The organism is Roseospira visakhapatnamensis (assembly GCF_014197915.1).
Taxonomy (GTDB): domain Bacteria; phylum Pseudomonadota; class Alphaproteobacteria; order Rhodospirillales; family Rhodospirillaceae; genus Rhodospira; species Rhodospira visakhapatnamensis.
The window spans coordinates 39,146-63,779 of sequence record NZ_JACIGK010000026.1 but is presented as its reverse complement, the minus strand read 5'-3'; the positions used below and the strand labels follow the sequence as shown (position 1 = coordinate 63,779).

Annotated in this window: 21 protein-coding genes and 1 pseudogene; 8 read left to right on the top strand and 14 right to left on the bottom strand. The window is 67.8% G+C overall.

What is annotated here, in order from left to right:
* Positions 1-199: 199 nt before the first annotated feature.
* From GGD89_RS15240 to GGD89_RS15230, 3 genes are all read right to left on the bottom strand, one after another.
* On the bottom strand, positions 200-1,999 hold the full coding sequence (locus tag GGD89_RS15240; protein WP_184046814.1) for a patatin-like phospholipase family protein: 1,800 nt from the start codon (positions 1,997-1,999) through the stop codon (positions 200-202).
* A 150-nt stretch (positions 2,000-2,149) separates the two neighbouring features.
* A complete protein-coding gene (locus GGD89_RS15235) occupies positions 2,150-3,415 on the bottom strand; it encodes an MFS transporter (RefSeq protein ID WP_184046813.1) in 1,266 nt (421 codons plus the stop codon).
* The gene (locus GGD89_RS15230; protein ID WP_184046812.1) at positions 3,412-5,064 is read right to left on the bottom strand and encodes an acyl-CoA synthetase; all 1,653 of its coding nucleotides are present in this window, start codon (positions 5,062-5,064) and stop codon (positions 3,412-3,414) included. The genes GGD89_RS15235 and GGD89_RS15230 overlap by 4 nt, the downstream gene beginning before the upstream one ends.
* Positions 5,065-5,322: 258 nt before the next feature.
* On the opposite strand from GGD89_RS15230, the gene GGD89_RS15225 reads away from it, so the two are divergent.
* From GGD89_RS15225 to GGD89_RS15210, 4 genes are all read left to right on the top strand, one after another.
* Positions 5,323-5,496 carry a Flp family type IVb pilin gene (locus GGD89_RS15225; protein WP_184046811.1) on the top strand — a complete coding sequence of 58 codons (174 nt, stop codon included), beginning with the start codon at positions 5,323-5,325 and terminating at the stop codon, positions 5,494-5,496.
* Positions 5,497-5,980: 484 nt separating this feature from the next.
* Entirely contained in the window at positions 5,981-7,570 is a 1,590-nt protein-coding gene (locus GGD89_RS15220) for a hypothetical protein (protein WP_221238503.1), read from the top strand.
* A complete protein-coding gene (locus GGD89_RS15215) occupies positions 7,567-8,553 on the top strand; it encodes a glycosyltransferase family 2 protein (protein ID WP_184046809.1) in 987 nt (328 codons plus the stop codon). Before GGD89_RS15220 ends, GGD89_RS15215 begins: the two co-directional genes overlap by 4 nt.
* A gap of 139 nt (positions 8,554-8,692) precedes the next feature.
* Positions 8,693-8,941, top strand: coding sequence for a hypothetical protein (locus tag GGD89_RS15210; RefSeq protein ID WP_184046834.1), 249 nt, complete (start codon positions 8,693-8,695; stop codon positions 8,939-8,941).
* Positions 8,942-9,331: 390 nt separating this feature from the next.
* Here the strand turns inward: GGD89_RS15210 and GGD89_RS20190 are convergent.
* A pseudogene (locus GGD89_RS20190) lies at positions 9,332-9,850 on the bottom strand (DUF1013 domain-containing protein); the annotation flags it as partial.
* A 240-nt stretch (positions 9,851-10,090) separates the two neighbouring features.
* Positions 10,091-11,104: an NAD(P)H-quinone oxidoreductase gene (locus tag GGD89_RS15200; protein WP_184046806.1), complete on the bottom strand. Its 1,014-nt coding sequence runs from the start codon at positions 11,102-11,104 to the stop codon at positions 10,091-10,093.
* Positions 11,105-11,265: 161 nt separating this feature from the next.
* Here GGD89_RS15200 and GGD89_RS15195 point away from each other — a divergent pair, with 161 nt between their 5' ends.
* Together GGD89_RS15195 and GGD89_RS15190 are read left to right on the top strand one after the other, a co-directional pair.
* Positions 11,266-11,457: a DUF1192 domain-containing protein gene (locus GGD89_RS15195; RefSeq protein WP_221238502.1), complete on the top strand. Its 192-nt coding sequence runs from the start codon at positions 11,266-11,268 to the stop codon at positions 11,455-11,457.
* Between the two features lie 262 nt (positions 11,458-11,719).
* Complete coding sequence (locus GGD89_RS15190) at positions 11,720-12,502, top strand: 3-hydroxybutyrate dehydrogenase (RefSeq protein ID WP_184046804.1); 783 nt, start codon at positions 11,720-11,722, stop codon at positions 12,500-12,502.
* Between the two features lie 190 nt (positions 12,503-12,692).
* Here GGD89_RS15190 and GGD89_RS15185 read toward each other — a convergent pair whose 3' ends face one another.
* From GGD89_RS15185 to GGD89_RS15155, 7 genes are all read right to left on the bottom strand, one after another.
* Complete coding sequence (locus GGD89_RS15185) at positions 12,693-13,577, bottom strand: alpha/beta fold hydrolase (RefSeq protein ID WP_184046802.1); 885 nt, start codon at positions 13,575-13,577, stop codon at positions 12,693-12,695.
* 82 nt (positions 13,578-13,659) lie between these two features.
* Positions 13,660-14,388 (bottom strand): amino acid ABC transporter ATP-binding protein, encoded by a 729-nt coding sequence (locus GGD89_RS15180; RefSeq protein WP_184046830.1) that lies wholly within the window; start codon positions 14,386-14,388, stop codon positions 13,660-13,662.
* 97 nt (positions 14,389-14,485) lie between these two features.
* Positions 14,486-15,613 carry an amino acid ABC transporter permease gene (locus tag GGD89_RS15175; protein WP_184046800.1) on the bottom strand — a complete coding sequence of 376 codons (1,128 nt, stop codon included), beginning with the start codon at positions 15,611-15,613 and terminating at the stop codon, positions 14,486-14,488.
* A 3-nt stretch (positions 15,614-15,616) separates the two neighbouring features.
* Positions 15,617-16,831 (bottom strand): amino acid ABC transporter permease, encoded by a 1,215-nt coding sequence (locus tag GGD89_RS15170; RefSeq protein WP_184046798.1) that lies wholly within the window; start codon positions 16,829-16,831, stop codon positions 15,617-15,619.
* A gap of 203 nt (positions 16,832-17,034) precedes the next feature.
* Positions 17,035-18,054, bottom strand: a complete 1,020-nt coding sequence (locus GGD89_RS15165; RefSeq protein WP_184046796.1) for an amino acid ABC transporter substrate-binding protein — start codon at positions 18,052-18,054, stop codon at positions 17,035-17,037.
* 640 nt (positions 18,055-18,694) lie between these two features.
* Positions 18,695-20,104 (bottom strand): type I glutamate--ammonia ligase, encoded by a 1,410-nt coding sequence (glnA, locus tag GGD89_RS15160; protein ID WP_184046794.1) that lies wholly within the window; start codon positions 20,102-20,104, stop codon positions 18,695-18,697.
* Between the two features lie 230 nt (positions 20,105-20,334).
* Positions 20,335-20,673, bottom strand: a complete 339-nt coding sequence (locus GGD89_RS15155) for a P-II family nitrogen regulator (protein ID WP_184046792.1) — start codon at positions 20,671-20,673, stop codon at positions 20,335-20,337.
* A gap of 315 nt (positions 20,674-20,988) precedes the next feature.
* Here GGD89_RS15155 and GGD89_RS15150 point away from each other — a divergent pair, with 315 nt between their 5' ends.
* Positions 20,989-21,327: a hypothetical protein gene (locus tag GGD89_RS15150; RefSeq protein ID WP_184046790.1), complete on the top strand. Its 339-nt coding sequence runs from the start codon at positions 20,989-20,991 to the stop codon at positions 21,325-21,327.
* A 35-nt stretch (positions 21,328-21,362) separates the two neighbouring features.
* Positions 21,363-22,532 (top strand): aminotransferase, encoded by a 1,170-nt coding sequence (locus GGD89_RS15145; RefSeq protein WP_184046788.1) that lies wholly within the window; start codon positions 21,363-21,365, stop codon positions 22,530-22,532.
* A 21-nt stretch (positions 22,533-22,553) separates the two neighbouring features.
* Here the strand turns inward: GGD89_RS15145 and GGD89_RS15140 are convergent, their stop codons facing one another.
* Together GGD89_RS15140 and GGD89_RS15135 are read right to left on the bottom strand one after the other, a co-directional pair.
* Positions 22,554-22,868: a hypothetical protein gene (locus GGD89_RS15140; RefSeq protein WP_184046787.1), complete on the bottom strand. Its 315-nt coding sequence runs from the start codon at positions 22,866-22,868 to the stop codon at positions 22,554-22,556.
* Positions 22,868-24,397, bottom strand: a complete 1,530-nt coding sequence (locus tag GGD89_RS15135) for an alkaline phosphatase D family protein (RefSeq protein ID WP_221238501.1) — start codon at positions 24,395-24,397, stop codon at positions 22,868-22,870. Before GGD89_RS15135 ends, GGD89_RS15140 begins: the two co-directional genes overlap by 1 nt.
* Positions 24,398-24,634 lie beyond the last annotated feature (237 nt).

Sequence of the window (24,634 nt, the reverse complement as noted above, 5' to 3'; positions counted from 1 at the left end):
AACTCCTGCCTTCCGATCCTCGTGGTCCGCGGTCTTGCGCGGCGGTGCCGGCCCGCCGTGATGGGCGGCGGCCGGTCCGGCGCGATGTCGCGGACGAGTATAGGGAGGTGACGATGGCGACGAAACCCATGCCGGCGATCACCCGCCGGTTGCCGCACCTGGGCAGTATCCCGACACGCCGCGCCGGCGGATGACCCGGTCAGGGGAGGTCGCGCAGGTGCCAGTCGCCCAGGGCCTTGGCCAGATAGGCGCGGACTTCCTTACGGACTTTTCTTTTCACCACGGTGCTGGCCAGGATCGACAGGAAGAACCGCCCGACCCCATCGATCGCCATGGTCGCCAGGGTGCGGCCCAGGACCGCGTCGGCGCGGTCCGCGAACCGGCGTGACACGGTGTCCACGTCCACCAGGTTCACGGCGGGCCAGTCCGGCAAGGGCTCCGGCGCGTCCACGGATGTGCCGGGGATGATGGGGATGATGGGATAGTAGTCGCCGTCGGCGTGGTCGGCCCGGTGATCGCGAAGGGCCTCTTCAACCCCGCCCGGCGCGCCACCGCGCTTGAACAGCGGGTTGGCCGCCGGCAAGACGAGGTGCTGACGCAGCATGCGCTGCGCGTTGCGCCGCCCCAACAGGTAGTCGTGCCGGCGGTAGGCGCGATGCAGGAAGCCGCCGAACCCGCCCATCACACCGCAGGCCAGCGGCCCGCGCGGGGTGTTGGTGTCACCCCGCACCGGCGCCACCTGGAACCGGCTGTAGACCTCCGCATGCATGGCCAGAAGCAGGTCCTCGGCATTGAACCGGGCACTGCCCTTCCAGGTCGCGAGCAGGGCGCCGGCGATGCGCCACAGGGCGCGGTCGCCGGGTTTCGGCGCCGGCGATGCCTCGAAGGCCGGAAACGGGTCGATCAGCAGGGTGGCGCGGTTGGCGCGATGGCCTTGGCGGGGATTGCGGCCGTCGCCGCCCGCGAGCACCCGGCGCGCCAGGTTCAGCGGTTCGTTGTTGAGAACCCCTCCGTCCACGGCCAGGAACGTCTGGTCGGTCGTGCTGTCCGACCGTGTCGTGCCGGGGACGATGGCGATGTAGTGGCCCGGCGTCTCGGGATCCGCCACGACGATTCGATGGTCGCGATCGCCGGGACGGTGGCGCAGCAGGCGCGGCGGCAGCGCCACCGGAAAGGCGCCCGTGGCCAGCGCCCACTGTCCAAGCGCGGCCCAGGTTTCCAGGTGGGAGCCCACGGCCCCCGCATGCAGCGCGATTTCGTCGGGAAGCGCCCGGTCGTCCGAGGCCGGCGGATGCAGCGCGAAGGTCTGATGGTCGCGCCCGTTGTTCATCCCGTAACCGTCGTTCGCCACGCCCTTGATATCCTGCCAGTAGGGCGTGCCGCGCAGATTGGTCGCGGTGAGGATGACGCGCGTGACCTCTCCCAGCCAGACGCGCGGGCGTGATGGCCGTGTCCCGGCGTCGTCCAGGACCCCGGTGACGATGCCGTCCAGGACGTCGCCGTTGAGAATCGAGGACGGCGGTCCGGACCGGTTGGCCTCGTGCAGCCGGACCAGCGGCGCCCAGTCGATCTGGTTGACCCAGGCATCGAACAAGGGGTTGCCGGTGGCTGCCGCGTCGCTGTCGGCCATCCTCACGTGCGGGAAATCGCGGTGGGCGACGGCGGCCAGGATCGCGGTGGTCATGCCGCCGGCCGAGGTGCCGCTCATGACCGGGACACGGACCTGATGGGTGGGGGCCCGGGGGTTGCCGGCGGCGCGCTCACGGTCCCAGGTGTCCAGGGCCTCGACGATGAAGTCGATGACCCCCGCCGTGTAGGCGCCCGCCGAAACGGCGCCGGCCATGACGAGCCCCAGTTCGAAGGTGTTCTCGGGGGGCGGCGGTGCCGTGCGGTTCGGATCCTGCCAGGCGGCCGTCTCGAACGCCGTTCCAGACAGGAATGTGACGCCGTCGGGAGCGGCCTTGTCCGCCTTGCCCTGCGGTGTCCCGGTTTCGGCCATGGTTCGCCCCTCCCCCGTCGTCCGGGCGACGCCCGTTCGTTTTCGATGCGATCTTGCAACGAAGTATCCGGCCGACACGGGAAGGGCGCAAGAAGAGAGTCCCGGGACCATGACGCTCGTCCGCCGGTGGTCGCGCGGGCGGACGGCGTGTTACCGACGCCCTGTCGCCGGATGCCCGGGGGCTGCGTGTCGGCACATGGCCCACGCCAGTCCCCAGAACCCCGCGCCGACCACCACCTGCCCGCCGGCCACCACGCCGAAGGCCCCGCCCTGCCCTGCCCAGTCGACCAGCGGCTGGCTGAGGACGGGTGACATGAACTGCCCGAGGAAGATGCTCATGGTGGTGCCCCCCACCAGCCGGCCGCGCCAGCGCGGCGGCGCCACGGTCATCAGCCAGGTGGTGATATTGGGAAAGGCGGCGCCCACGCCCAGGCCGGCCAGCACCATGGCCAGCATGAAGCCGGTCTGGCTGGTCGCCAGGAAGACGCCCCCGAAGCCCAGGGCGATGCTACAGAACGCGGCCCCGAAAACCGCGGGCGGCGACAGCCATCGACGAAGCCGTCCATACTGGATGGAGGCGACGCCACCGGCCACGTTCATGACGGCAATGACCAGCCCGGTGGCGAAGGGGGCGACCGTGCCCAGTTCGCGCAGCAGGAAGGGGGCCTGCGTGGGGACCATATAGAAGGTCATGTTCAACAGGAATGCCGCCAAATAAATAACGAGAATAATAGACCAATTCGCGCTGCGAGAATCGTCGTTCGACGACAGGGACGCGGTCCGCTCCGGGACCGCCGAGGGGCGCGCCGGCTCGTGGAGGGCCAACACCAGAAACGGCAGCAGGCCCAGCGCCGTCAGATAGACGCCGAACGGGCCGCGCCAATGCCACTCGGCCAGCGCCCCGCCCAGCAGCACGAACACGACGCCGCCCCAGGACATGAAGGCCGACATCCAGCCCATCATGCGGCCACGCTGCTCCCCCCGCCAGTAATCGCCGATCAGGGTGACCGTCGTGGTCATGATGCAGGCCACCGCGAGTCCCAGCACGGCGCGGCCGGCCAGCAGGGCGGCCAGGCTGTCCACGTAAAGGCCGGTTGTGCCGCCCAGCACATACAGCGCGGCGCCGGTGATGATCACCGGCTTGCGCCCCAGGCGGTCCACGACGATCCCGGCCAGGGGTGAACCGAGGGCGATGAACAGGGCCGGCAGGGTGAGCACCAGGCGCGACAGGAAGGCCATGCCCTCGGTGTCCTGGTAGTGGTCGTACAGCGACGGCAGCGAGGGCGAGATGGTCGCCCCCGCCATCACCGTCAGCGAGGCGGCCAACAGCAGCGTGATACGCACCACGATACCCGGGGTGACGACCGCCCCGCCGTAACCGTGTCTTTGCTCGTCGGCGTCCTGCGCGGCCGTCACGCCTCGCCCGCCGCGATCAGCCGTTGGACATGCTCGCGCAGCAGATACTTCTGGATCTTGCCGGTCGATGTCTTGGGCAGCGCATCGAAGATGATCTCGCGCGGGCACTTGTAGTGAGTCAGGGCATCGCGGCAGAAGGCGATCAACTCGGCCTCGGTGACCGTGGCGCCGTCTCGCAGTTCGACCACGGCGACCGGGGTCTCGCCCCATTTGTCGTCGGGCTTGGCGACCACGCCGCAGGCCACCACGTCCGGATGGCGATAGAGCACGCCTTCCACCTCGATGGACGAGATGTTCTCGCCACCCGAGATGATGATGTCCTTGGAGCGGTCCTTGAGCTGGATGTAGCCGTCTGGGTGCGTCACACCCAGGTCGCCGGAGTGGAACCAGCCGCCCGCCAGGGCCTTCTCGGTGGCCGCCGGGTTCTTGAGATAGCCGCGCATGGTGATGTTGCCCCGGAAGAACACCTCGCCCATGGTCTCGCCGTCCCAGGGTACCGGCTCCAGGGTCTCGGGGTGGGCGACCATCACTCCCTCCTGCACCGGGTAGCGGACGCCCTGGCGGGACTTCAGGCGGGCCTGGTCCTCCATATCCAGCCGGTCCCAATCGTCATGCCAGGCGCAGACCGTCGCCGGGCCATAGACCTCGGTCAGGCCGTAGGTGTGGGTGACCTTGAAGCCCTCGGCGGCCATGCGCGCCAGCACCGGCGCCGGTGGCGGCGCGGCGGCGGTCATGACGTTGACGGTGTGGTCGAAGGCGCGACGCTCGGCGTCACTCGCGTTGATCACGAAGCCGAGCACGATGGGCGCACCGCAGAAATGGGTCACGCCGTGGTCGGCGATGGCGCCGAAGATGGCGTCCGCGCTCACTTTACGGCAGCACACATTGGTGCCGGCCAGGGCCGCCAGGGTCCAGGGGAAGCACCAGCCGTTGCAGTGGAACATGGGCAGGGTCCACAGGTACACGATGTCGTGTCCCAGGCCCCAGGTGACGATGTTGCCCAGCGCGTTCAGGTAGGCGCCCCGGGAGTGGTAAACCACGCCCTTGGGATTGCCGGTCGTGCCGGAGGTGTAGTTGAGCGTGATGGCGTTCCATTCGTCGTCGGGGTACACCCAGGCGAAGTCCGGGTCGCCCTCGGCCAGCAGCGCTTCGTAGTCCGTCTCGCCCAGCCGCGCGCCGACGCCGCCGGCCTCGGGGTCGTCGATGTCGATCACCGGGATGGGTGACTCCAGTTTCTCAAGTGCCTTGCGAACCGTAGCCGAGAACTCCCTGTCCGTGATCAGGAATTCCGCCTCGCCATGATCCAGGATGAAGGCGATGTCGTCGGCGTTCAGGCGTACGTTGAGGGCGTTCAGGACGGCACCCGTCATGGGCACGCCGAAGTGGGCCTCGTACAGTTCGGGCGTGTTGGCGGCCATGACGGCCACGGTCGCGCCCTTGCCGATACCCCGCCGGGTTAGCGCCGAGGCCAGCCGCCGCGCGCGCGCATAGGTCTCCCGCCACGTGTAGCGGCGCCGGCCATGGATGATCGAGGTCTTGTCCGGATAGGCGTGGGCCGCCCGCTCCAGGAACTGGATGGGGGTCAGCGGCACGTGGTTGGCCGGGGTCTTGTCCAGGTGATCCTCGTACTTGCGGGGCGTGCGGGGCATGACCGGGGGCTCCCTCCCTTTGATCGTGGGCGCAAAGCAAGGCGCATGAGGTGTCTGATAATCCAAACCGGGGCCGCCCGAAAGGGATGTCTTCACCCGTCACGTTCACCCGATTGCCCTGCGGCTGAGAGCGAGACGCCTTCTGTCCCCGACCCTTTTTCGATAAGATGAAATCCCTGAGAGACTCCCGGATCATCGGTGGCGGCCATCGCCGCCAATCCGTGCTCGCTGCCGTCGAGCCAAAATGGAGGACGATCCATGATCCCGCCCAGTTGGACAGGCTTGGTTCGCCTCTGGTGCGACGACGTCGGCGCCACGGCGATTGAGTACGCCCTGATCGCCCTCGGCATCGCCATGGCGGTGATCGGGAGCGTGCGGCTCCTCGGCACGGCCTTACTTGACGGGATCAGCGAGCTTCCGGGTTACTTGTGATCTTCATGAGCGGCTAACCTGATCGCCCTTCCAAGGTAAGGTGATGAGACTTTGTCCTGACCCTCAAAAACGCTCTATCACGGCATCATCGGTACTGCATCACTGTTTATGACGATATCTTCTCGGTCGCGAGTGACGCGAGTGTGTGACGGCGAATCGTGACGAGCCAACAAGCGATTGACTTCGATAGCAGGTCTTGCAGGAGATTTTTTTGAACGCGTCCCGTGGCTTCGAATACTGGGGAGCAGTGGTCTTCTGTGCCTTTATTATGATCTTGGTAACCGCCAGGATGATCGGCCTCAGTCCCCACGACCTGCCGAGCTATATCGGCACCGACACCTACTCTAGGATGGTCCGCGTTCGGGATCTGTGGGCGGGCGGATCCTGGTTCAACCCCGTGTATGATCAGGTCATTCCGCACGGTCTTCTGTCCCACTGGACACGACCTCTGGACGTCCTGATCAGCGTTTGCGCGCTGCCCTTCATGCTGGTCATGCGGCAAGAGACGGCCCTGTTCTGGGGCGGCTACGTCGTCGCGCCGGGCCTCGGTATCGTGACCGCGGGCTTGCTCGCCGCCGCATTGCGACGGGTGCTCACGCCATTGCAGACGGCGATGACGATCGTTTCGCTGATTTGCGTTACCCCGCTTCTCGCCACCTTCCTCCCCGGGCGACCCGACCACTATGCGGCCCTGATTCCCGTTCTGGCCCTGATCGTCTGGGGTCTGGTCCTCATGGCCACCTCCCCGTATGGGCGGCATGGCGCGACCCTTGTGGGGATCGCCTTGCCCTTGGCCGTGTGGGTGAACATCAGCGGTGTTCTTGCCGCGTTGCTTTTTCCTGTTGCCCTCGGGGTGCGATGGCTGGTCGCGGGCGGGGCCTGGTCACAGCTCAACCAGCGTGTCGCGGCCGTGGCCAGCGCGACCTGTCTGGTGATCCTCTTTGTCGAGCGTCCCCCGTTGGATACCGTGAGCGTCGTCGAGTTCGACCGGGTATCCGTCTGGCACCTTTGCGTCTTCCTGGCCATTGTCCTGTTCTGGACCGGGATTCGGACGGTTGAGCAGAGGTGGCCCGCCATCGATCGCGGCGCCGTCTCGCGGTTGGTACCGGCGATACCTCTGGCGCTGGTCGGCGTCGGAGCCTTGCTGGTGGCCTTTCCCCAGGTGCTGGCGCCCGACCACGGTATCGCGATCGACCCCCTGTATGTCGGTGTCCGCCTGCTTCGTATCGAAGAATACTATCCCCTGATCGACGCGGCGGACTTTGAGTCCGCGTGGACCGTCCTGTCGGCCGTGGCCACCCAGACAGGATATCTCCTCCCCCTGATCATCTCGGTCGTGGGCATGCTCATCCTGCTGGTCCGTGGCGGACCCGAGCGACGGTGGGTCTGGGGAAGCCTGCTGGTCGTCGCCGTCACCATGCTCCTGGTCACATGGCCGCCGGTCGCGGCATGGATGCCGATGATCCTGTTCTTCCTTCTGCCCGGCCAGGGCCTGATCGCGGCCATGGCCGTGTCGGCGTGTCCCCGGGCGCGCCTGCTCGTCCGGATGCCGCTGCGTGTTGCCCTGGCCAGCGCGGTCCTGGTCGGCCCCTTTGTCGTCCAGGCCATCACGCACACGGCGGACAAGGAGAAAAACCCGAACGTGCTGACGCACTGCAGCGTCGACGACCTGACCCGCTGGCTCGGCGCCACGTTGCCGCCCGCCCCACCCCTGAACATCATGGCGCTGGCCGACATGGGCGCGGCCTTGATGTACTGGACACCGCACAGGGTCTACGCCATCCCGAATCACAGGCTGCAACCGGGCTTCGCGACGCGCCTGGAGGTGATATCGGCGCCGACGGACGACGACGCCTTGGCCCGGGCCACGGACGCCCAGGTGGACATCCTCGTGATCTGCGACGTCGCGATCGACACGGACGTGCGAGATCCGACACTGCCACGCCCACCGTTCAAGACCCGACTGTTGCAAGGCGACGAACCCGACTGGCTGACCCCGCTGCCCACACCGGATAGCGTCAGCGACGCCGTCCGCGTCTTTCGAGTACACCGGGCACAGGATGGAGAGTCTTGAGAAAACTGATCATCCACATCCCGTGCTACAACGAAGCGGATGTCCTGCCGCAAACCCTGGCGGACCTGCCGCGCGCGGTGGCGGGCTTCGACCGGGTCGAGTGGCTGGTCACCGACGATGGCAGCACCGACGGAACCAGCGCCGTCGCCCGCGCCCATGGCGTCGATCACGTCATACGGCTGCCCGCCAATCGCGGCTTGGCCAACGCCTTCATGGTGGGCGTGCTGGCCGCCCTGGAGCGGGGCGCGGACGTGATCGTGAACACGGATGCCGACAATCAGTACGACGCGTCCTGCATCCCCGACCTGGTCGCGCCGATCCTGGAGGGCCGCGCCGTGATGGTGGTCGGCGCCCGGCCGATCATGGACACGACGGACTTTCCGTTGGCCAAGAAGCTGCTGCAAAGGATCGGCAGTTGGGTCGTGCGCGTGGCCAGTGGCACGCCGGTTCCCGACGCGCCCAGCGGATTCCGCGCCTTCAGTCGTGACGCGGCGCTCAGCCTCTATGTCTTCAATGCCTACACGTATACCCTGGAAACCCTGATCCAGGCCGGTCGTCTGGGCATGACGGTGACCTGGGTGCCGATCCGCACCCATGCGCCGACACGTCCCTCTCGTCTGTTTCGCTCGATGCGATCCTACGTGCTCCGGTCGATGGCGACCATTTTCCGGATTTTCGTCCTCTACAAGCCCATGCGGTTCTTCGCCCTGATCGGGGCCTTGGTGGCGATTCCGGGACTGGTCCTTGGGCTCCGTTTCCTCTACTTCTTCATGCTCGGTCAGGGAAGCGGCAACATCCAGTCGCTGATCCTGGTTGCGATCCTCATCGTTTCATCCGTGGTGATCTTCTCCGCCGGCGTGCTGTCCGACATGATCGCCGCCAATCGCGTGCTGCTGGCCGAGATTCGCCGGCGACAGTTGCAGCAGCACCTGGAGACGTCCTCCGCCCGCATCGACGGGCCGCATCGTCGGGATGCCCCCTGATGGCTGTTGACTGCCACTTGAGTTTGCAGGAACAGGGATTTTGGGAGGAATACCGAAAAATACAGGGATTACAAACTCCTATCTAAGAACTTTGTAATCGGGGCAGAAGTGCGGGCGGTGGCGGCGTCGCGACTCACATTTGGTTGCGCAGACTCAGGGCGCCGTCATCCTCTCCGACGACGCCGGGCAGTTCAAGGTCGGCGAGCACGCGCTCTGCTGGGTCCACGCCGAGCGGCTGGTTCACAAGCTCGACACCTTCACCGAGGCCGCCCGCGCGGCCAAGGAAACGGTCCGGTCCCTGATCTGGTGGGGCTACGCCGACCTGAAGGCCTATCGCGCCGCGCCGCCCCCCACGACCGCCCCATCATCACGGCGGCGCCGAACGTGATGTGGGCCATCGACCCGCGCCCAGTTCGGTCATCTCTCCAAGGACGCCGCGCGCGGCGTCGCCCTGCGCCATCAGGCCTGACCGCCGGCACTTTTGCCCCGGTTACCGCTGATCATCGGGGGGCGTCGCGGGCATCTGCGCGTCCGGGTCCTCGTGCTCCGCGGGAGCCGGCGCCGCCGTCTCCGCAGTCTCGGTTTCGGTCTCGGTCTCGGTCTCGGTTTCGTCATCCGTCTCGGCCGGCACGCCCGCGACGGTCTCGACCTCGATCCCGGCATCCGGTGCGACCTCGGTCCCGGCATCCATCCCGGCCTCGGGCCCACTGTCCGATCCCGCGTCCGACCCGGCGTCCACGGGGTCCGCCGCCTCGACGACCACGCCGGCCCGTTGGGCCCGCCCACGCGCGATGACGATGGCCTTTTCCATGTCGGCCTCGCTGCACAGACCCAGGATGACGGGATTGCGCGGCTTGATGTTGGGCGCGTTCCAGTGGGTGCGGTCGCGAATACCCTGAATGGTCGGCTTGGTGGTGCCCAGCAGCTTGCAGATCTGCGCGTCCGACAGTTCCGGATGGTTCTTGATCAGCCAGGCGATGCCGTCCGGCCGGTCGTGGCGCTTGGACACCGGGGTGTAGCGCGCGCCCTTCTGCCGCGACTGCGGGACCGGGTTGTCACCACGATGCAGCCGCAGGCGGGCGTCGGGATCCTTTTGGCAGCGATCCAGCTCCGCCTGGCTCAACTGTCCATTGGCCAGGGGATCCAGGCCGGTGATGCCCACCGCCACCTCGCCATCGGCGATGGCCTGCACTTCCAGCTCGTGCATGCCACAGAACGCCGCGATCTGCTCGAAGGTCAGCGCGGTGTTTTCCACCAGCCAGACGGCGGTGGCCTTGGGCATGAGCGGCAAAGCCATCGTTTCGGTCTCCCTAGCGTTTTCAAATCCGCGGTCAGCGCGTTTGCCCGCTGGCCGGCCCACGAGTCCCGCTCAACAACCCAGACACCGTCAAGCGACACAGCCGGGGGTTTGGCCTCCGGATCCGGCTGGACCCGGCGGACCCCCATCCTCCGGCCTGACGTGCGTGAGTGAGCGTCCGCGTCCCCGACCGCGCACTCTGTTCCAGTGGCGCCGGGACGCTGCCTCATATGTGTTCGTTCAATCGGCCACGGTCAAGATAATCTTGCCCACGTGCGCGCTCGAGTCCATCAGGGCATGCGCGGCCGCCGCCTCGGCCAGGGCGAAGGTGGCGTGAAGGCGCGGCGCCACCGTGCCCGCCTCCAGCAGCGGCCAGACATGCACGCGCAACGCGGCGGCGATGCGGGCCTTGGCGGCCACCGGCTGGGGCCGCAGGGTGGATCCGGTCAGCGTCAGCCGCTTGAGCATCACCGGCATGAAGTTCATTTCCACCGTCGACCGCGCCAGGAAGGCGATGGAGACGTGCCGGCCGTCGGGGGCCAGCAGGGCCACGTTGCGCGGCAGGTAATCGCCGCCGACCATGTCGAGGATGACGTCGACGCCCTTGCCGCCGGTGGCGTCCTTGATGGCGGCGACATAGTCCTCCTCGGCGTAGTTCACGGCCAGGTCGGCGCCCAGGTCGCGACAGGCGGCACATTTCTCGGCCGAGCCCGCCGTGGTGTAGACGGTGGCGCCGAACGCCTTGGCAAGCTGGATGGCCGTGGTGCCGATGCCGCTGGAGCCGCCGTGCACCAGGAAGCGCTCGCCGGGGGCAAGGGCGCCCCTCTCGAACACGTTGTGCCAGACGGTGAAGAAGGTCTCGGGCACGGCCGCCGCCTGAACCATGTCGAACCCCTTGGGCACCGGCAGCACCTGCGGCGCCGGCGCGGTGGCATAGGCGGCGTAACCGCCGCCGGCCAGCAGCGCACACACCGTATCGCCCACCGCCAGGTCGCCGGTGTCGCCGCCGCCCAGCGCCACGATCTCGCCGGCCACCTCCAGCCCCGGCAGGTCCGATGCCCCCTTGGGCGCGGGGTAGTGCCCCTGGCGCTGGATCACGTCCGGGCGATTGATCCCGGCGGCCCGCACCTTGATCAGCACCTCGCCCTCTCCGGGGCTGGGCACCGGCCGCTCCGTCGGCACCAGAACCTCCGGTCCGCCGGGCCGGCTGATCTCGACGCAGGGCATGGTGGCGGACAAGGCGGTATCGGTCATGATCGGGGCTCCGGCCAGTCTGGGAGGATAGGGTGCGAAGCCTAGCGACAAGGGCACGGGGGACACAAGCGGCGGCCAACGGCGTCCGGTCTTCGTTTCCCGTCCGGGTCCGGCTTGATACAGTCGTGCGTTCCCATCGCCCCCAGCGCCGGACCCACCCCATGCCCATCGACACCGACGACCTGGCCCCACGCCCCGTCCTGGCGACGCCACCCAACATGGAGCTGATGTCCGTGGCCGACCTGCGGCACTACATCACCCAGCTTGAGGCCGAGATCACCCGTGCCCATGCCATGATCGACTCCAAGGGCGGCGCCCGGGCGGCGGCCGAGTCGGTGTTCAGGGCGCCATGACACCGGCGGCGGACCGGAAGACTCGCCGGCATCGTCCCGCCGCGCGCTTCACGCGCCCCCCTCGGACACGGATGCAGCGCCGCCGGCGGGCACAACCGGACGGTATCCGGACATGCCGCCGCACCGAAATCGTCCGTCGCGCCCGCTGCGCCGCACACACCCCCTTGCGGAGTCCGGTCCCAACGGTCTCAACTCTCCAAGGCGCGGATCGTCGCCTGAACAAGCCCGACGCCCGCACGACGACGACAGGAGGGACCTTAAAATGCTGAACGGCAAGATCGCCCTGGTCACCGGCTCGACAAGCGGAATCGGCCTGGGGATCGCTGAAGCGCTGGCGCGCAACGGCGCCCACATCGTGCTCAACGGCTTTGGCGACCCCGCCGAGATCGAAACCATCCGCACCAACCTTGCGGCCGATCACGGGGTACGGGTCGTCTACGTTCACGCCGACCTGTCCAGCCCGGACGAAGCCTATGCGCTGGTCAAGCGCGCCGAGAACGATCTGGGACCCGTGGACATCCTGGTGAACAACGCAGGGATCCAGCACACCGACCGCATCGAGGACTTCCCGGTCGAGAAGTGGGACGCCATCCTCGCCATCAACCTGTCGGCCTGCTTCCACACCATGCGCGCCTCCCTGCCCGGCATGCAGGCCCGCGACTGGGGCCGGGTGGTCAACATCGCCTCCGCCCATGGCCTGGTGGCCAGCCCCTTCAAGGCCGCCTACGTGGCCGCCAAGCATGGCCTGATCGGTCTGACCAAGGTGGCGGCGCTGGAGAACGCCAAGCGCCACGTCACGGTCAACGCCATCTGCCCGGGCTGGGTGCGCACCCCCTTGGTGGAGCGCCAGATCGAGGCCCGCGCCCAGGCCGATGGCCTGGAGGTCGAGGAGGCCGCGCGCCGGTTGCTGGGCGAGCGCCAGCCCACCGAACGCTTCGTCACGCCCGAGCAACTGGGCGAGATGACCGTCTTCCTGTGCAGCGAGGCCGCCGACGTCACCACCGGGGCCGCCTTCCCCATGGACGGCGCGTTCACGACGCACTGAGACCAGCGGCGGAGGAGCGTGACTCATGGCCCGGGGGCGCCTTGAGGGCGCCCCATCTTCAGAATCGGGCACCGCGAGGCGGGGGCGTGGGCTGCGCCGGCCCCGCCCCGGGTGCGGGTCCGGTCGGCGCCACCCGACGCCCGCGCCGATTTCCTTTCGTCGATCAGGTCTTGTCTTCAGCCGGGCGGTATCAGCCGAGGAAAAACGACCGCAGGGCCGCAGCGCACGGATCCGGAGCCTCTTCCGGCACGAAGTGGCCGCAAGGAATCACGGTGTCCGTCACCGGCGCCGCGCACCATGCCCGCCAGATCTCCGCCGGGGAGCGTTCGACCGTGTTGGACAGGTAACCGGTGCCCCAGATGACGGCGGTCGGGCAGCGGATGCGCCGGCCCGCCGCCTGGTCCGCCGCGTCCAGGTCCCAGTCCACGGTGGCCCCGGCGCGATAGTCGGCGCAGGCGGCGGCCACCACCGCCGGGCCCCGGAACTGGTCGATGTAGGCCGCTCGCGCGGCCGGCTCCAGGGCACCGGGTCGTCCGGCCCAGGTGTCCAGCAGATGACCGATGTAGAGATCCGGATTGGCACCGATCATCCGCTCCGGCAGCGGCGCCGGCTGGGCGAGAAACATCCAGTGGTGAGTGGCCAGCGCCTTTCGGGCCGTCATGGCGGCCCATGCCTCGGCGGTCGGCACGATATCGACCACCGCCAGGCGCGGGACGCGATCCGGATGGTCCAGGGCCAGGCGATAGGCCACGCGTCCGCCCCGGTCGTGCCCGGCCACGAAAAACCGGCCGTGACCCAGGGCGCGCATGCAGGCCAGCAGGGTCTCGGCCATGGCGCGCTTGGAGTACGCCTGGTGGACAGCGTCGGGCACCGGCCCGGTGCTGCGGCCATAGCCGGGCAGGTCGGGCAGGACGACGGTGAAGTCATCCGCCAGACGCTCGGCCACCGGTCGCCACGCCAGATGGGTTTGCGGAAAGCCGTGCAGCAAGAGCAGCGGCGGCCCCTCGCCTCCCGTGGAGATGTAAAGCCGCGAGTCTCCCACCGTCAGGGTCTGGTCGGTGAAGGCAACCGCCATGATGTGCGTCTCCACGTCCGGTCCGGAGCCCGTGCCCCCATCGGACGCCGGGACGTCGTGCCGTCCTCCCCCGAGGGCGCGATCAGTGCTTCAGGATCTGGCTCAGGAACAGCCGGGTGCGCTCGCTCCTGGGGTTGGCGAAGAAGTCGCTGGGGGGGGCCTGTTCGACGATCTGACCCTCGTCCATGAACACGACCCGGTCGGCGACGGTCTTGGCGAAGCCCATCTCATGGGTGACGCAGACCATGGTCATGCCACTTTCGGCGAGCGCGACCATGGTGTCCAGGACCTCCTTGATCATCTCCGGGTCGAGGGCCGAGGTCGGTTCGTCGAACAGCATCAGCTTCGGGGTCATGCACAGCGCCCGGGCGATGGCCACGCGTTGCTGCTGACCGCCGGACAGCTGCCCGGGGTACTTCTTCGCCTGCTCCGGAATCTTGACCCGCTCCAGCAGCGCCATGGCCCGCTCCTCGGCCTGGCGGCGGGGTTCCTTGCGCACCCAGATGGGCGCCAGCACACAGTTCTCCAACACCGTCAGGTGAGGGAACAGGTTGAAGTGCTGGAACACCATGCCGACCTCGCGGCGGATGATCTCGATCTTCTTGACGTCGTCGGTCAACTCGATGCCGTCCACGGTGATGCGCCCGGTCTGGTGCTCCTCCAGACGGTTGATGCAGCGGATCATGGTGGACTTGCCCGACCCCGAGGGACCGCACACGACAATCCGCTCGCCCCGATGCACCGTCAGGGTGATGTCCCGGAGCACGTGGAACGGGCCGTACCATTTGTTCATATCGGTCATCTGCACCATGACCTCGGCGCCCACCTGGTGGGACAGGTCATGCCCCTCCACCAGGGCCCGTGGCTGTTGCGCGGATTGGATCTCGGTCATGCGGGGGTGTCCTCGGTCATCGCTTGTGGCCGGTGTGCAGCTTGCGTTCCAGGGTCTGGCTGTAGCGGGACATGCCGAAGCAGAAGACCCAGAAGCAGAAGGCGGCGAACACATACCCCTCGACCGCCACCGGCCCCCAGGCGGGATCGACGATGGAGGACTGCACCGTGCCCAGGAGGTCGAACAGGCCGATGATCAGCACCAGGGTGGTGTCCTTGAACAGCGAGATGAAGGTGTTGACGATGCCCGGGATCACCATCTTCAGCGCCTGCGGCAGGATGATCAGCCCGGTCGCCCGCCAGTAGCCCAGGCCGAGGGCGGCGGCGGCCTCGTACTGGCCCTTGGGGATCCCTTGCAGGCCGCCGCGGATCACCTCGGCCATGTAGGCCGACTGGAACATGACGATGCCGATCAGGGCGCGCAGCAGCTTGTCGAAGTTCACCCCGTCGGGCAGGAACAGCGGCAGCATGACCGAGGCCATGAACAGCACCGAGATCAGCGGCACGCCGCGCCACAGCTCGATGAACACCACGCAGAGGCTGCGGATCACCGGCATGGACGACCGCCGCCCCAGCGCCAGCAGAATCCCGATGGGCAGGGCGGCGACGATGCCCACGTAGGACAGCACCAGGGTCAGCATCAGCCCACCCCAGGATCCGGTCTCCACCGCCTCCAGGCCGAACACGCCGCCCAGCAGCAGCGCGCCGGTGATCACCGGATAGAGCGTCAGGCCGAACACGCCCAGCCACAGGCGCCCGGGGCACCGGGGGATGAACTGCGGCACCAGCACCACGGCCAGCAACAGGAACACGATGTCCACCCGCCAGCGCTCGGCCGGCGGATAGTGACCGTAGATGAAGAAGTCCAGCCGGGCGCCGACGAACACCCAGCAGGCCCCGTCGCTCGGGCAGTCGTCCCAGGTGGAGCCCGTGAAGTCCGCCGACAGGATCGCCCAGTCCACCAGGTACGGCACAATCAGCCAGGCCAGATACAGGCCAAACACCGTCAGCATCACGTTGAGCGGGGACGAGAACAGGTTGTCCCGGGCCCAGCGCAGCGGGCCGATGGTGCTGGACGGCGGTGGCCGTGGCGGCAGCGGGCGGAAGGTTTCCCCGCCGGCGGCGGGATGGTCCGTCGCGGGCATGGCCTAGCGCTCCCTCAGGGTCACGGCCCGGTTGTACAGGTTCATCAGGAAGGCGATGGACAGGCTGATGGTCAGGTAGACCGCCATGGTCATGGCGACGATCTCCACCGCCTGGCCGGTCTGGTTCAAGGTGGTGCCCATGAACACGCCCACCAGATCGGGGTAGCCGATGGCCGTGGCCAGCGAGGAGTTCTTGGTCAGGTTCAGGTACTGGCTGGTCAGCGGCGGGATGATCACGCGCAGGGCCTGGGGGATGATGATCAGCCGCAGCGCCGGACCGCGTTTCAGGCCCAGGGCCTGGGCGGCCTCGGTCTGGCCGTGGCTGACGGCCTCGATACCGGAGCGGACGATCTCGGCGATGAAGCTGGCGGTGTAGATGGTCAGCGCCGCCCACAGGGCGATGAATTCGGGAATCAGGCGGGCGCCACCCTTGAAGTTGAAGCCGTCCAGCGCGGGCAGGTCCCAGGCCACCGGACCGCCGGTCAGCCAGAACACCGCCAGGGGCAGGCCGAGAACCAGTCCGAACGAGGCCCATCCGGCCGGAAAGCGCCGGCCGGTCTGGTCCTGGCGCCGCCGCGCCCAGCGCAGCAGCAGGGCCGCGCCCGTCACGGCCACCGCCAGCGCCACGCCAACCGCCCAGAAGCCGGTTTCCGGGTGCGGCCAGGGAATGTACAGGCCGCGATTGTTGAGATGGACCGCGCCCAGCAGGTCCAGGCTCTGGCGCGGCCCCGGCAGGGTGCGCAGCACCGCGTAGTACCAGAAGAAGATTTGCAGCAGCGGCGGGATGTTGCGCGTGATCTCGATGTAGACCAGCGCCATCTTGGCGATCAGCCAGTTGGAGGACAGCCGCGCCACGCCCAGCAGGAAGCCGATCAGGGTGGCGAACAGGATGCCCAAAAACGCGACCAGCAGGGTGTTCAACAGCCCGACGACGAAGGTGCGGCCGTAGGTGTTGGACTCGTCATAGGGAATGAGGCTGAACAGGATGCCGAAGCCGGCCGTGTTGTCCAGGAACCCGAAGCCGGTGGTGATGCCCCGGCTTTCCATGTTGGTCAGGGTGTTGTTGAAGATCGTCCAGCCGAACCAGACCACCAGGCCCAGGGCGACGATCTGGAAGACCACCGCGCGCACGCGCGGATTGTTCCAGGGGGGCGGCCCCTTGGGCGCGGCGTGGAGCGCGGCGGGGCGAGCCGGGGTGCGGGCGGCCGGATCGGCCATGGGGGCGCGCCTCCGTGAACGACGGCAAGGAACGGCGATGTGAAAAGCGAATGACGGGGGCGGCGTCACCCAGGGGGCCGACGGCCGGCGGCGGCTCGCGACATCACGATGGCCGGGCGGGAATGCCCGGGAGGAAGGCGGACCGTCCCGCGGCCCGCCCGCTCTCCCAGGAGACGCCCCCGGGAACGACCCTGTGAAAAGGCTTATCGGATGGGCGGCGCGTACTGAATGCCGCCATCACTCCACAGCGCGTTCAGGCCGCGCGAGATGTTCAGGGGCGTGGTCTCACCGACGTTGCGTTCGAACATCTCCCCATAGTTGCCCACCTGGGCGACGACCATGGCCGCCCAGTCGGCGGACAGGCCCAACTTCTCGCCCATGTCGCCGTCGGTGCCGACCAGGCGCTTGACGGCGGGGTTGTCGGAGGTCTTCATGTCCTCGACGTTCTCGGAGGTCACGCCCAGTTCCTCGGCGTTGACCTGCGCGAACAGGGTCCACTTGACGATGTTGAACCACTCGTCGTCCCCCTGGCGGACCACCGGACCCAGCGGCTCCTTGGAGATGACCTCGGGCAGCACGACGGCGCTGTCCGGGTTGTCCAGCTTGGTCCGCAGGCCGTAGAGCTGCGACTGATCCGAGGTCAGCACGTCACAGCGGCCGGAGGCGAAGCCCTGCACGGTCTGGTCCGAGGTGTCGAACACGACCGGGCTGTAGTCCATGCCCTTGAAGCGGAAGTAGTCGGCCAGGTTCAGTTCGGTGGTGGTGCCGGCCTGGATGCAGACCGACGCGCCATCCAGTTCGGTGGCGCTGGCGACACCCAGGTCCTTTTTCACCAGGAACCCCTGGCCGTCGTAGTAGTTCACGCCGGCGAAGTTGAGGCCCAGCGACGTGTCGCGGGTGTGGGTCCAGGTGGTGTTGCGCGACAGCACGTCGATCTCACCGGACTGCAGGGCGGTGAAGCGCTCCTTGGCGGTCAGCGGCACGAACTTGACGGCGTCGGCGTCGCCCAGCACGGCGGCGGCGACCGCGCGGCAGACGTCCACGTCGATGCCGGTCCAGTTGCCGGCGTCATCCGGGCTGGAGAACCCGGGCAGTCCGGTGGACACGCCACAGACCAGTTCGCCGCGGCTCTTCACCGCGTCCAGGGTCTCGGCGGCCAGGGCGGGCGCGGTCAGGACGGCGGCGGCGAGGCCGGCGGCCAGGGCGGCTTTGGTCTTGATCATGGAAGTCCTCATTCTGGTGGCTGTCGAACGGTCGGTCGATGGAGACGGACGAACGGCATCGTCCACACAGGAAACGGGCCAGACCGGAGCGGTCGGGCGGCCGGCGCGTCGGGCACGGCACCGTGGGGTGAAACGCCTTCTGGTGGCTTCGCCTTGTCACTTCAATCCAAGAGAGAATGATGCGTCGTTTGATGCAATCCAGATATGCGTTCATTGGATAGCTTAGCGATCCTGACCGGCCTGGAAAAGCAATCTTTGGGAAAATTTGGGCAAAGCCCAAGCTGACCGAAGGCATCTGCCCTCGAGTTGTGCACAATGCCGACACGCGTGGCCGTGGGCATGGTCCAGGTGGCGCGAGACGACCTCGGCGGGTTTCCGGCTGACGGCACGGCACCCCCATTCCGCACGCAAAGGGCGCGTCGGACGACAGACATCGCCCGACTCCACAAACAGCCCCAACTCCAAAGAAAAACGCGCCCGGCGTGGCACGGCCGGACGCGTTGGCTTTCGAGACCGGCCGTCCCCGGTCCTGGCGCGTCAGGACCCGGGACAGATGCTCCTTGACGGCGCGCCGGCGCGGACGCGCCGGATGGTCGGCACACGGGCGTGAGACGGCCCGGGTGCCGACCCCGCTCACACCTTACACGCTGTAGTACATGTAGTATTCGACCGGGTGCGGCGTGTGTTCGAAGGCATAGACCTCCTCCCACTTCAGTTCCAGATACCCGTCGATCATGTCATCGGTCATCACGTCCCCCTTCTTGAGGAAGTCGCGATCGGCATCCAGCGCGTTCAGGGCCTGACGCAGGCTGCCGCAGACGGTCGGCACGCCCTGCAGCTCTTCCGGCGGCAGGTCGTACAGGTTCTTGTCCATCGGATCGCCCGGATGGATCTTGTTCTCGATGCCATCGAGACCGGCCATCATCATCGCGGTGAAGGCCAGATAGGGGTTGGCCGACGGATCGGGGAAGCGCACCTCGACCCGCTTGCCCTTGGGGTTGGTCACATAGGGAATGCGGCAGGAAGCCGACCGGTTGCGCGCCGAATAGGCCAGCAGCACCGGCGCCTCGAACCCGGGGATCAGGCGCTTGTAGCTGTTGGTGGTCGGGTTGGTGAAGGCGTTGATGGCCCGCGCGTGCTTGATGATGCCGCCGATGTAGAACAGCGCGGTCTCCGACAGGTCGGCGTAGCTGGACCCGGCGAACAGCGGCTTGCCGTCCTTCCAGATGGACTGGTGAACGTGCATGCCCGACCCGTTGTCGCCCATCACCGGCTTGGGCATGAAGGTCGCGGTCTTGCCATAGGCGGCCGCCACCTGATGCACCACGTACTTGTAGATCTGCATCGCATCGGCGGACTCGATCAGCGTGCTGAACTTCAGGCCCAGTTCATGCTGCGACGGCGCCACCTCGTGGTGGTGCTTCTCCATTTCCAGGCCCATCTCGGCCATGACGGTGACCATTTCGGCCCGCAGGTCCTGGGCGCTGTCCACGGGCGGCACAGGGAAGTATCCGCCCTTGACCGTCGGACGGTGGCCGTAGTTGCCCTCGGGCATGTCCTTGTCGCTGGTGTAGGGACCTTCCTCGGAGTCGATCTCGTAGGCGCACTTGTTCATGTTGACCGAGTAGCGCACGTCGTCGAACACGAAGAACTCCGCCTCCGGACCGAAGAACGCGGTGTCGCCGATGCCGGCCGACTGCATGTAGGCCAGCGCCTTCTTGGCCACGGAGCGCGGATCACGGTCATAGGGCTGACCGGTCGACGGTTCGATGATGTCGCAGAACAGCACCAGCAACGGCTGGGCGGCGAACGGATCGATGGTGGCGGTGGACAGATCCGGCTTGAGGATCATGTCGGACTCGTTGATCGACTTCCAGCCGGCGATGGACGAGCCATCGAACATGATGCCTTCGGTCAGCGTGTCCTCGTCGATGGTGGACACGTGCTGGGCCGTGTGCTGCCACTTGCCCTTGGGGTCGGTAAAGCGGAAATCGACGAACTTGACGTCGTTTTCCTTGATCATTTCGAGAATGCTGCTGACGTCGGACATGACCCTTCATTCCCTCGTGTGTCTTGGCGCTCTTTCGATGCCGGATAAGCGCGCCGACCGGACCTCCGGCGGCGCCAGGCCGGAGCGGCGGGAGTCCCCGCGCCCCGGGCGTTACGCGGTCGCGTCCTGGATGACGCGTCCGTGGTCGTGTGGTCGCCCCGGACCCTCGTGTCGTCCGGTGCGGTGTTCGGTGGTTCGCCCGTGGCCGCGCCTGGGATCGGCCGTCGGGTTCAAATCGCGTCGCTGCCGCGTTCTCCCGTGCGGATGCGGATGGCTTCCTCCACGGAGGAGATGAAGATCTTGCCATCGCCGATGCGCCCGGTCTGGGCGGCCTGCTGAATGGCCTCCACGGCCCGCTCCACCAGGTCATCCTCGATGACCAGTTCGATCTTCACCTTGGGCAGGAAGTCGACCACGTACTCGGCGCCGCGATAGAGTTCCGTGTGCCCCTTCTGGCGGCCGAATCCTTTTGCCTCGGTCACGGTGATGCCCTGCAAACCGATCTCGTGAAGGGCTTCCTTCACCTCGTCCAGCTTGAACGGCTTGATGATCGCCTCGATCTTCTTCATGGGTCCCGGTGTCTCCGCCCTTGCCGTGCCAAACTCCGCCGCGCCCCCTTGCGTCGCGGCCGGGCGGGCCGGGACGCTTCCGCCGACGGCCCGTCGTCTCGACTGGACCATTATCACGCAGCGTGCCAACTGGCCACACTCAGCCCCGCGCCGGGCATACCCCCGCTTTTCCGGCGGTTTTGCCGGTCCGGGACGCATCGATCCTGCCCAACGGGGTTGCACATCGCCTAATCCATGGGCACAAACGCCAGGCATGGGGCCGCCCCCCTCACCGTCCGACTCCACCATCGGCGCCCGTTATCCCGGAGATCCTCCATGTCCCTTGCCCAAGCCTTCGCCGCGCTGTTCTCCGCCATCGAGATCCTGGCGTCGATGGACGCCGACCTGAGCCATCGCCTGTGCGTGGTCCACCGCCGCTGCCTCCAGCCGCTGGACACCACGGCGGTGGAGCCCGAGGCGACCCGCGCGCGGATCGAAACACTGCGCGAGACCCTCGCCCGCCACGACCCCGAGGGGGCCGCGGGGGCCATCGCCACCCGCGGCTCCCAGCTTGAGGGCCTGGACAGCCCCGCCATGGAGGATCTGGCGCGCGAAATCGTGGCGCTGTACATGGATCTGCTGCTGGGTGGACGCCGCAACGGATCCGGCGCCTGACGCCACCCGCCCCCGTCGAAGAGGAGCCGGATACAGTGAAAGCGGCCAACGCGGTCCTGTCGTCCTACGGCACGACGATTTTCACGGTCATGTCGACGCTCGCGCAGAAGCACGGCGCCATCAACCTGGGCCAGGGCTTCCCCGAGGGGCTGGAGCCGCCGGCGGTGCTGCGCGCCGCCGCCGAGGCCGCCGAGGCCGGCCCGCACCAGTACCCGCCGATGATGGGCATCCCGGCGCTTCGCCAGGCCATCGCCGCCCATGACCGTCATTTCTATGGCCTCGACGTGGATCCGGAGACCGAGGTCATGGTCACCTCCGGCGCCACGGAGGCCCTGGCCGACTGCCTGTTCGGCCTGATCGAGCCCGGCGACGAGGTGGTGCTGATCGAGCCGCTGTACGACAGCTACCTTCCCATCGTGCGCCGCGCCGGCGGCATCCCCCGTCTGGTGCGGGTGGCGCCGCCCGACTGGACACTGCCGCGTCAGGCCCTGGCCGAGGCGTTCTCGGAGCGCACCAAGCTGGTGCTGCTCAACAGCCCCATGAACCCCTCGGCCAAGGTGTTCGACGACGACGACTTGGCCTTTCTCGCCGAGTTGGTCCTCCGCCACGACGCCTACGCCGTGTGCGACGAGGTTTACGAGCACCTGGTGTTCGACGGCCGCCGCCACCGGCCCCTGATCACGCTGCCGGGCATGCGCGACCGCTGCCTGCGCATTGGCTCGGCCGGCAAGACCTTCTCGGTGACAAGCTGGAAGGTGGGCTACGTGGTGGCGGCCCCGGCGCTGCTGGCGCCGGTGGCCAAGGCGCACCAGTTCCTCACTTTCACCACCCCCACCTGCCTGCAACACGCGGTCGCCGTCGGGCTCGGCCAGGAACCGGCCGTCCTGGACCATCTGGCGGTGGACATGGCGGCGCGCCGCGACCGCCTGGCCGAGGGCTTGCGCGACATCGGCTTTCCGGTGCTGCACAGCGCCGGCACCTACTTCCTGACCGCCGACATTCGGGGGGTGGGCTTCGACGGCACGGACGAGGACTTCTGCCGTCACATCACGGAGGCGGCGGGAGTCACCGCCGTGCCCTTCTCGGCGTTCTACCAGGATCAGCGGACCGCGCCGCGTCACTATGCGCGTTTCTGCTTCGCCAAACTCGACAGGGCCCTCGACGAGGCCGTCACGCGGCTGCGGCGGCACGTCCGGCCGGGATGACGGGAGGCGCCGATTCGCGGGCTACTCCACGCCCCAGTGCTCCGCCAGGTAGTCGGCCAGGCGCCGCCGGTCCTCGATACCGGCGGCGGTCTGGTAGTCGGTGACCATGCGCCCCATGACCGCCATCCAGCCGGCCCGGTCCCGCCGGACCAGCGTCATCTGGGTCCAGCCGCCGTCCGGCAAGGGCGGATGACACCGCGCGCAATGCACCTGAATGAGGCGCTCCGCCGAGGCCCCGGTGCGCTCTTCGTCTACCGTCCCCGACAGCGCGGGAAGGACCGCCGCCACGGCGATCCCCCCCACCACCGCCAGGCCGATCACGGCCCGAGCGATCATCACGCGTCCGGCGTCAGGGTGACCGTGTGCAGGGTCGCGCCGGTCAGGTCCTTGAGGCGCACGGTCATGGTGCCGTCGGCGGCGACGTCCACCTGACCGAAGAACTGAAGACCGGCCGACGGCGGCAGGTTGACCTGACCGTCCTCCGGCGCCTTCTCGAAGTCCACCTCGATGCCGAAGGTGCGGTCCTTGTCGTTCGGCCCGAAGGTGCCGGCGTTCAGCGGCCCGGACACGAACTCCCAGAACCCGGTGAAGTCCTGGAAGCCCGCGGTTTCCGGGTTGTAGTAGTGGGCGGCGGTGTAGTGTACGTCGGCGGTGAACCACACGACGTTCTGGACGCCCTCGGCCTTGATCGTGGAGAGGATGTCGGCCATCTCCAGTTCGCGGCCCTTGGGGGCGCCGTCGTCGGCGTTGGCCATGTTCTCGAACATGTCGCCGTCACGCACCACCAGACCGATCGGCATGTCCGAGGCGATCACCTTCCAGGTGGCCTCGGACTCGGCCAGCGCCCGCTTCAGCCAAGCCACCTGCCCGGCGCCCAGAAAGGCGGTCTCGTCCGACGGATCCTCCTGCATGTTGGCGGTGTTCGGACCGCGATAGGTGCGCATGTCGATGAAGAACACGTCCATCAGCGGCCCGAAGGAGAACGACCGGTAGACGCGCTCGTCGGTGGAGGTGATGCGGCTGGGGGTGTATTCGGCGAACGCCTGCTTGGCGCGGGCGGACAGCAGCGCGGCGCTCTTGACCTCGTAGCGGTCGTCGCCGGTCAACATCTCCTGGGGATACCAGTTGTTGGTGGTTTCGTGGTCGTCCCACTGGGCGAACACCGGCACCTCGGCATGGAAGGCGCGCAGGTTCTCGTCCATCAGGTTGTAGCGGTAGTTGCCCCTGAACTCGTCCAGGGTCTCGGCGACCTTTTCCTTCTCGGGGATGACCACGTTGGTCCAGGTGCTGCCATCCGGCAACGGCACCTCGGCCTTGATGGGACCGTCGGCGTAGATGTAGTCGCCCGAATGGATGAAGAAATCGGGCTCGGCCTGGCGCATGACCTCGTAGATCTTCATGCCCCCCCAGGCGCGATTGATGCCCCAGCCCTGGCCGGCCGTGTCGCCCGACCACACGAACCGGATGGGCGCGGCCTCGACCGGCGCGGTCTTGAACGAGCCGGTGACCGCCGCGCCCTCGACCGTCTGGTCCTCCAGGTCCTGGAACCGCACGCGATAGTGAATGAGGCTGCCGCTCGACAGACCGGAGACGATCACCTTGCCGGTGTGGTCGCTGTCCTCCAGCACGGCGGGGCCGACGACGCGGGTGGCGTCGGCGAAATCCTCGGCCGTGGCCCACTCGACGATCATGCGCGCGGAGCGGTCGGCGCGGCCCCAGATGACGGCCGAGTCGGCGGTGACGTCACCGCTCATGATGCCGTAAGGCTGGCCGGGGCCATCGGCGGCCAGGGGAAGGGACGGGGACGTGGCCAGGGCAGCGCACAGGGCGGCGGCACCCAGACCGAGATGGGACCATGGGGTCACGACGGATCCTCCGAGGGAGTGAACGGCAGACGACCGGCGGGATCGAGACCCGCCGCCCGGCCTGGGAACCTTACGCACCCACCGTTGCGGCCCCATGACAGCGCCTTGAACTTCCCATGACAGCCCCTTGGGTCCCCCGCCCGCTGGGGTCCGGACAACGTCAGGCGGAAGAGGTCGGGCCGTCATGACGCGATGGGGGGCTTCTCGTCGGTGCACGGACCGCTTTCCTGGCGTTTA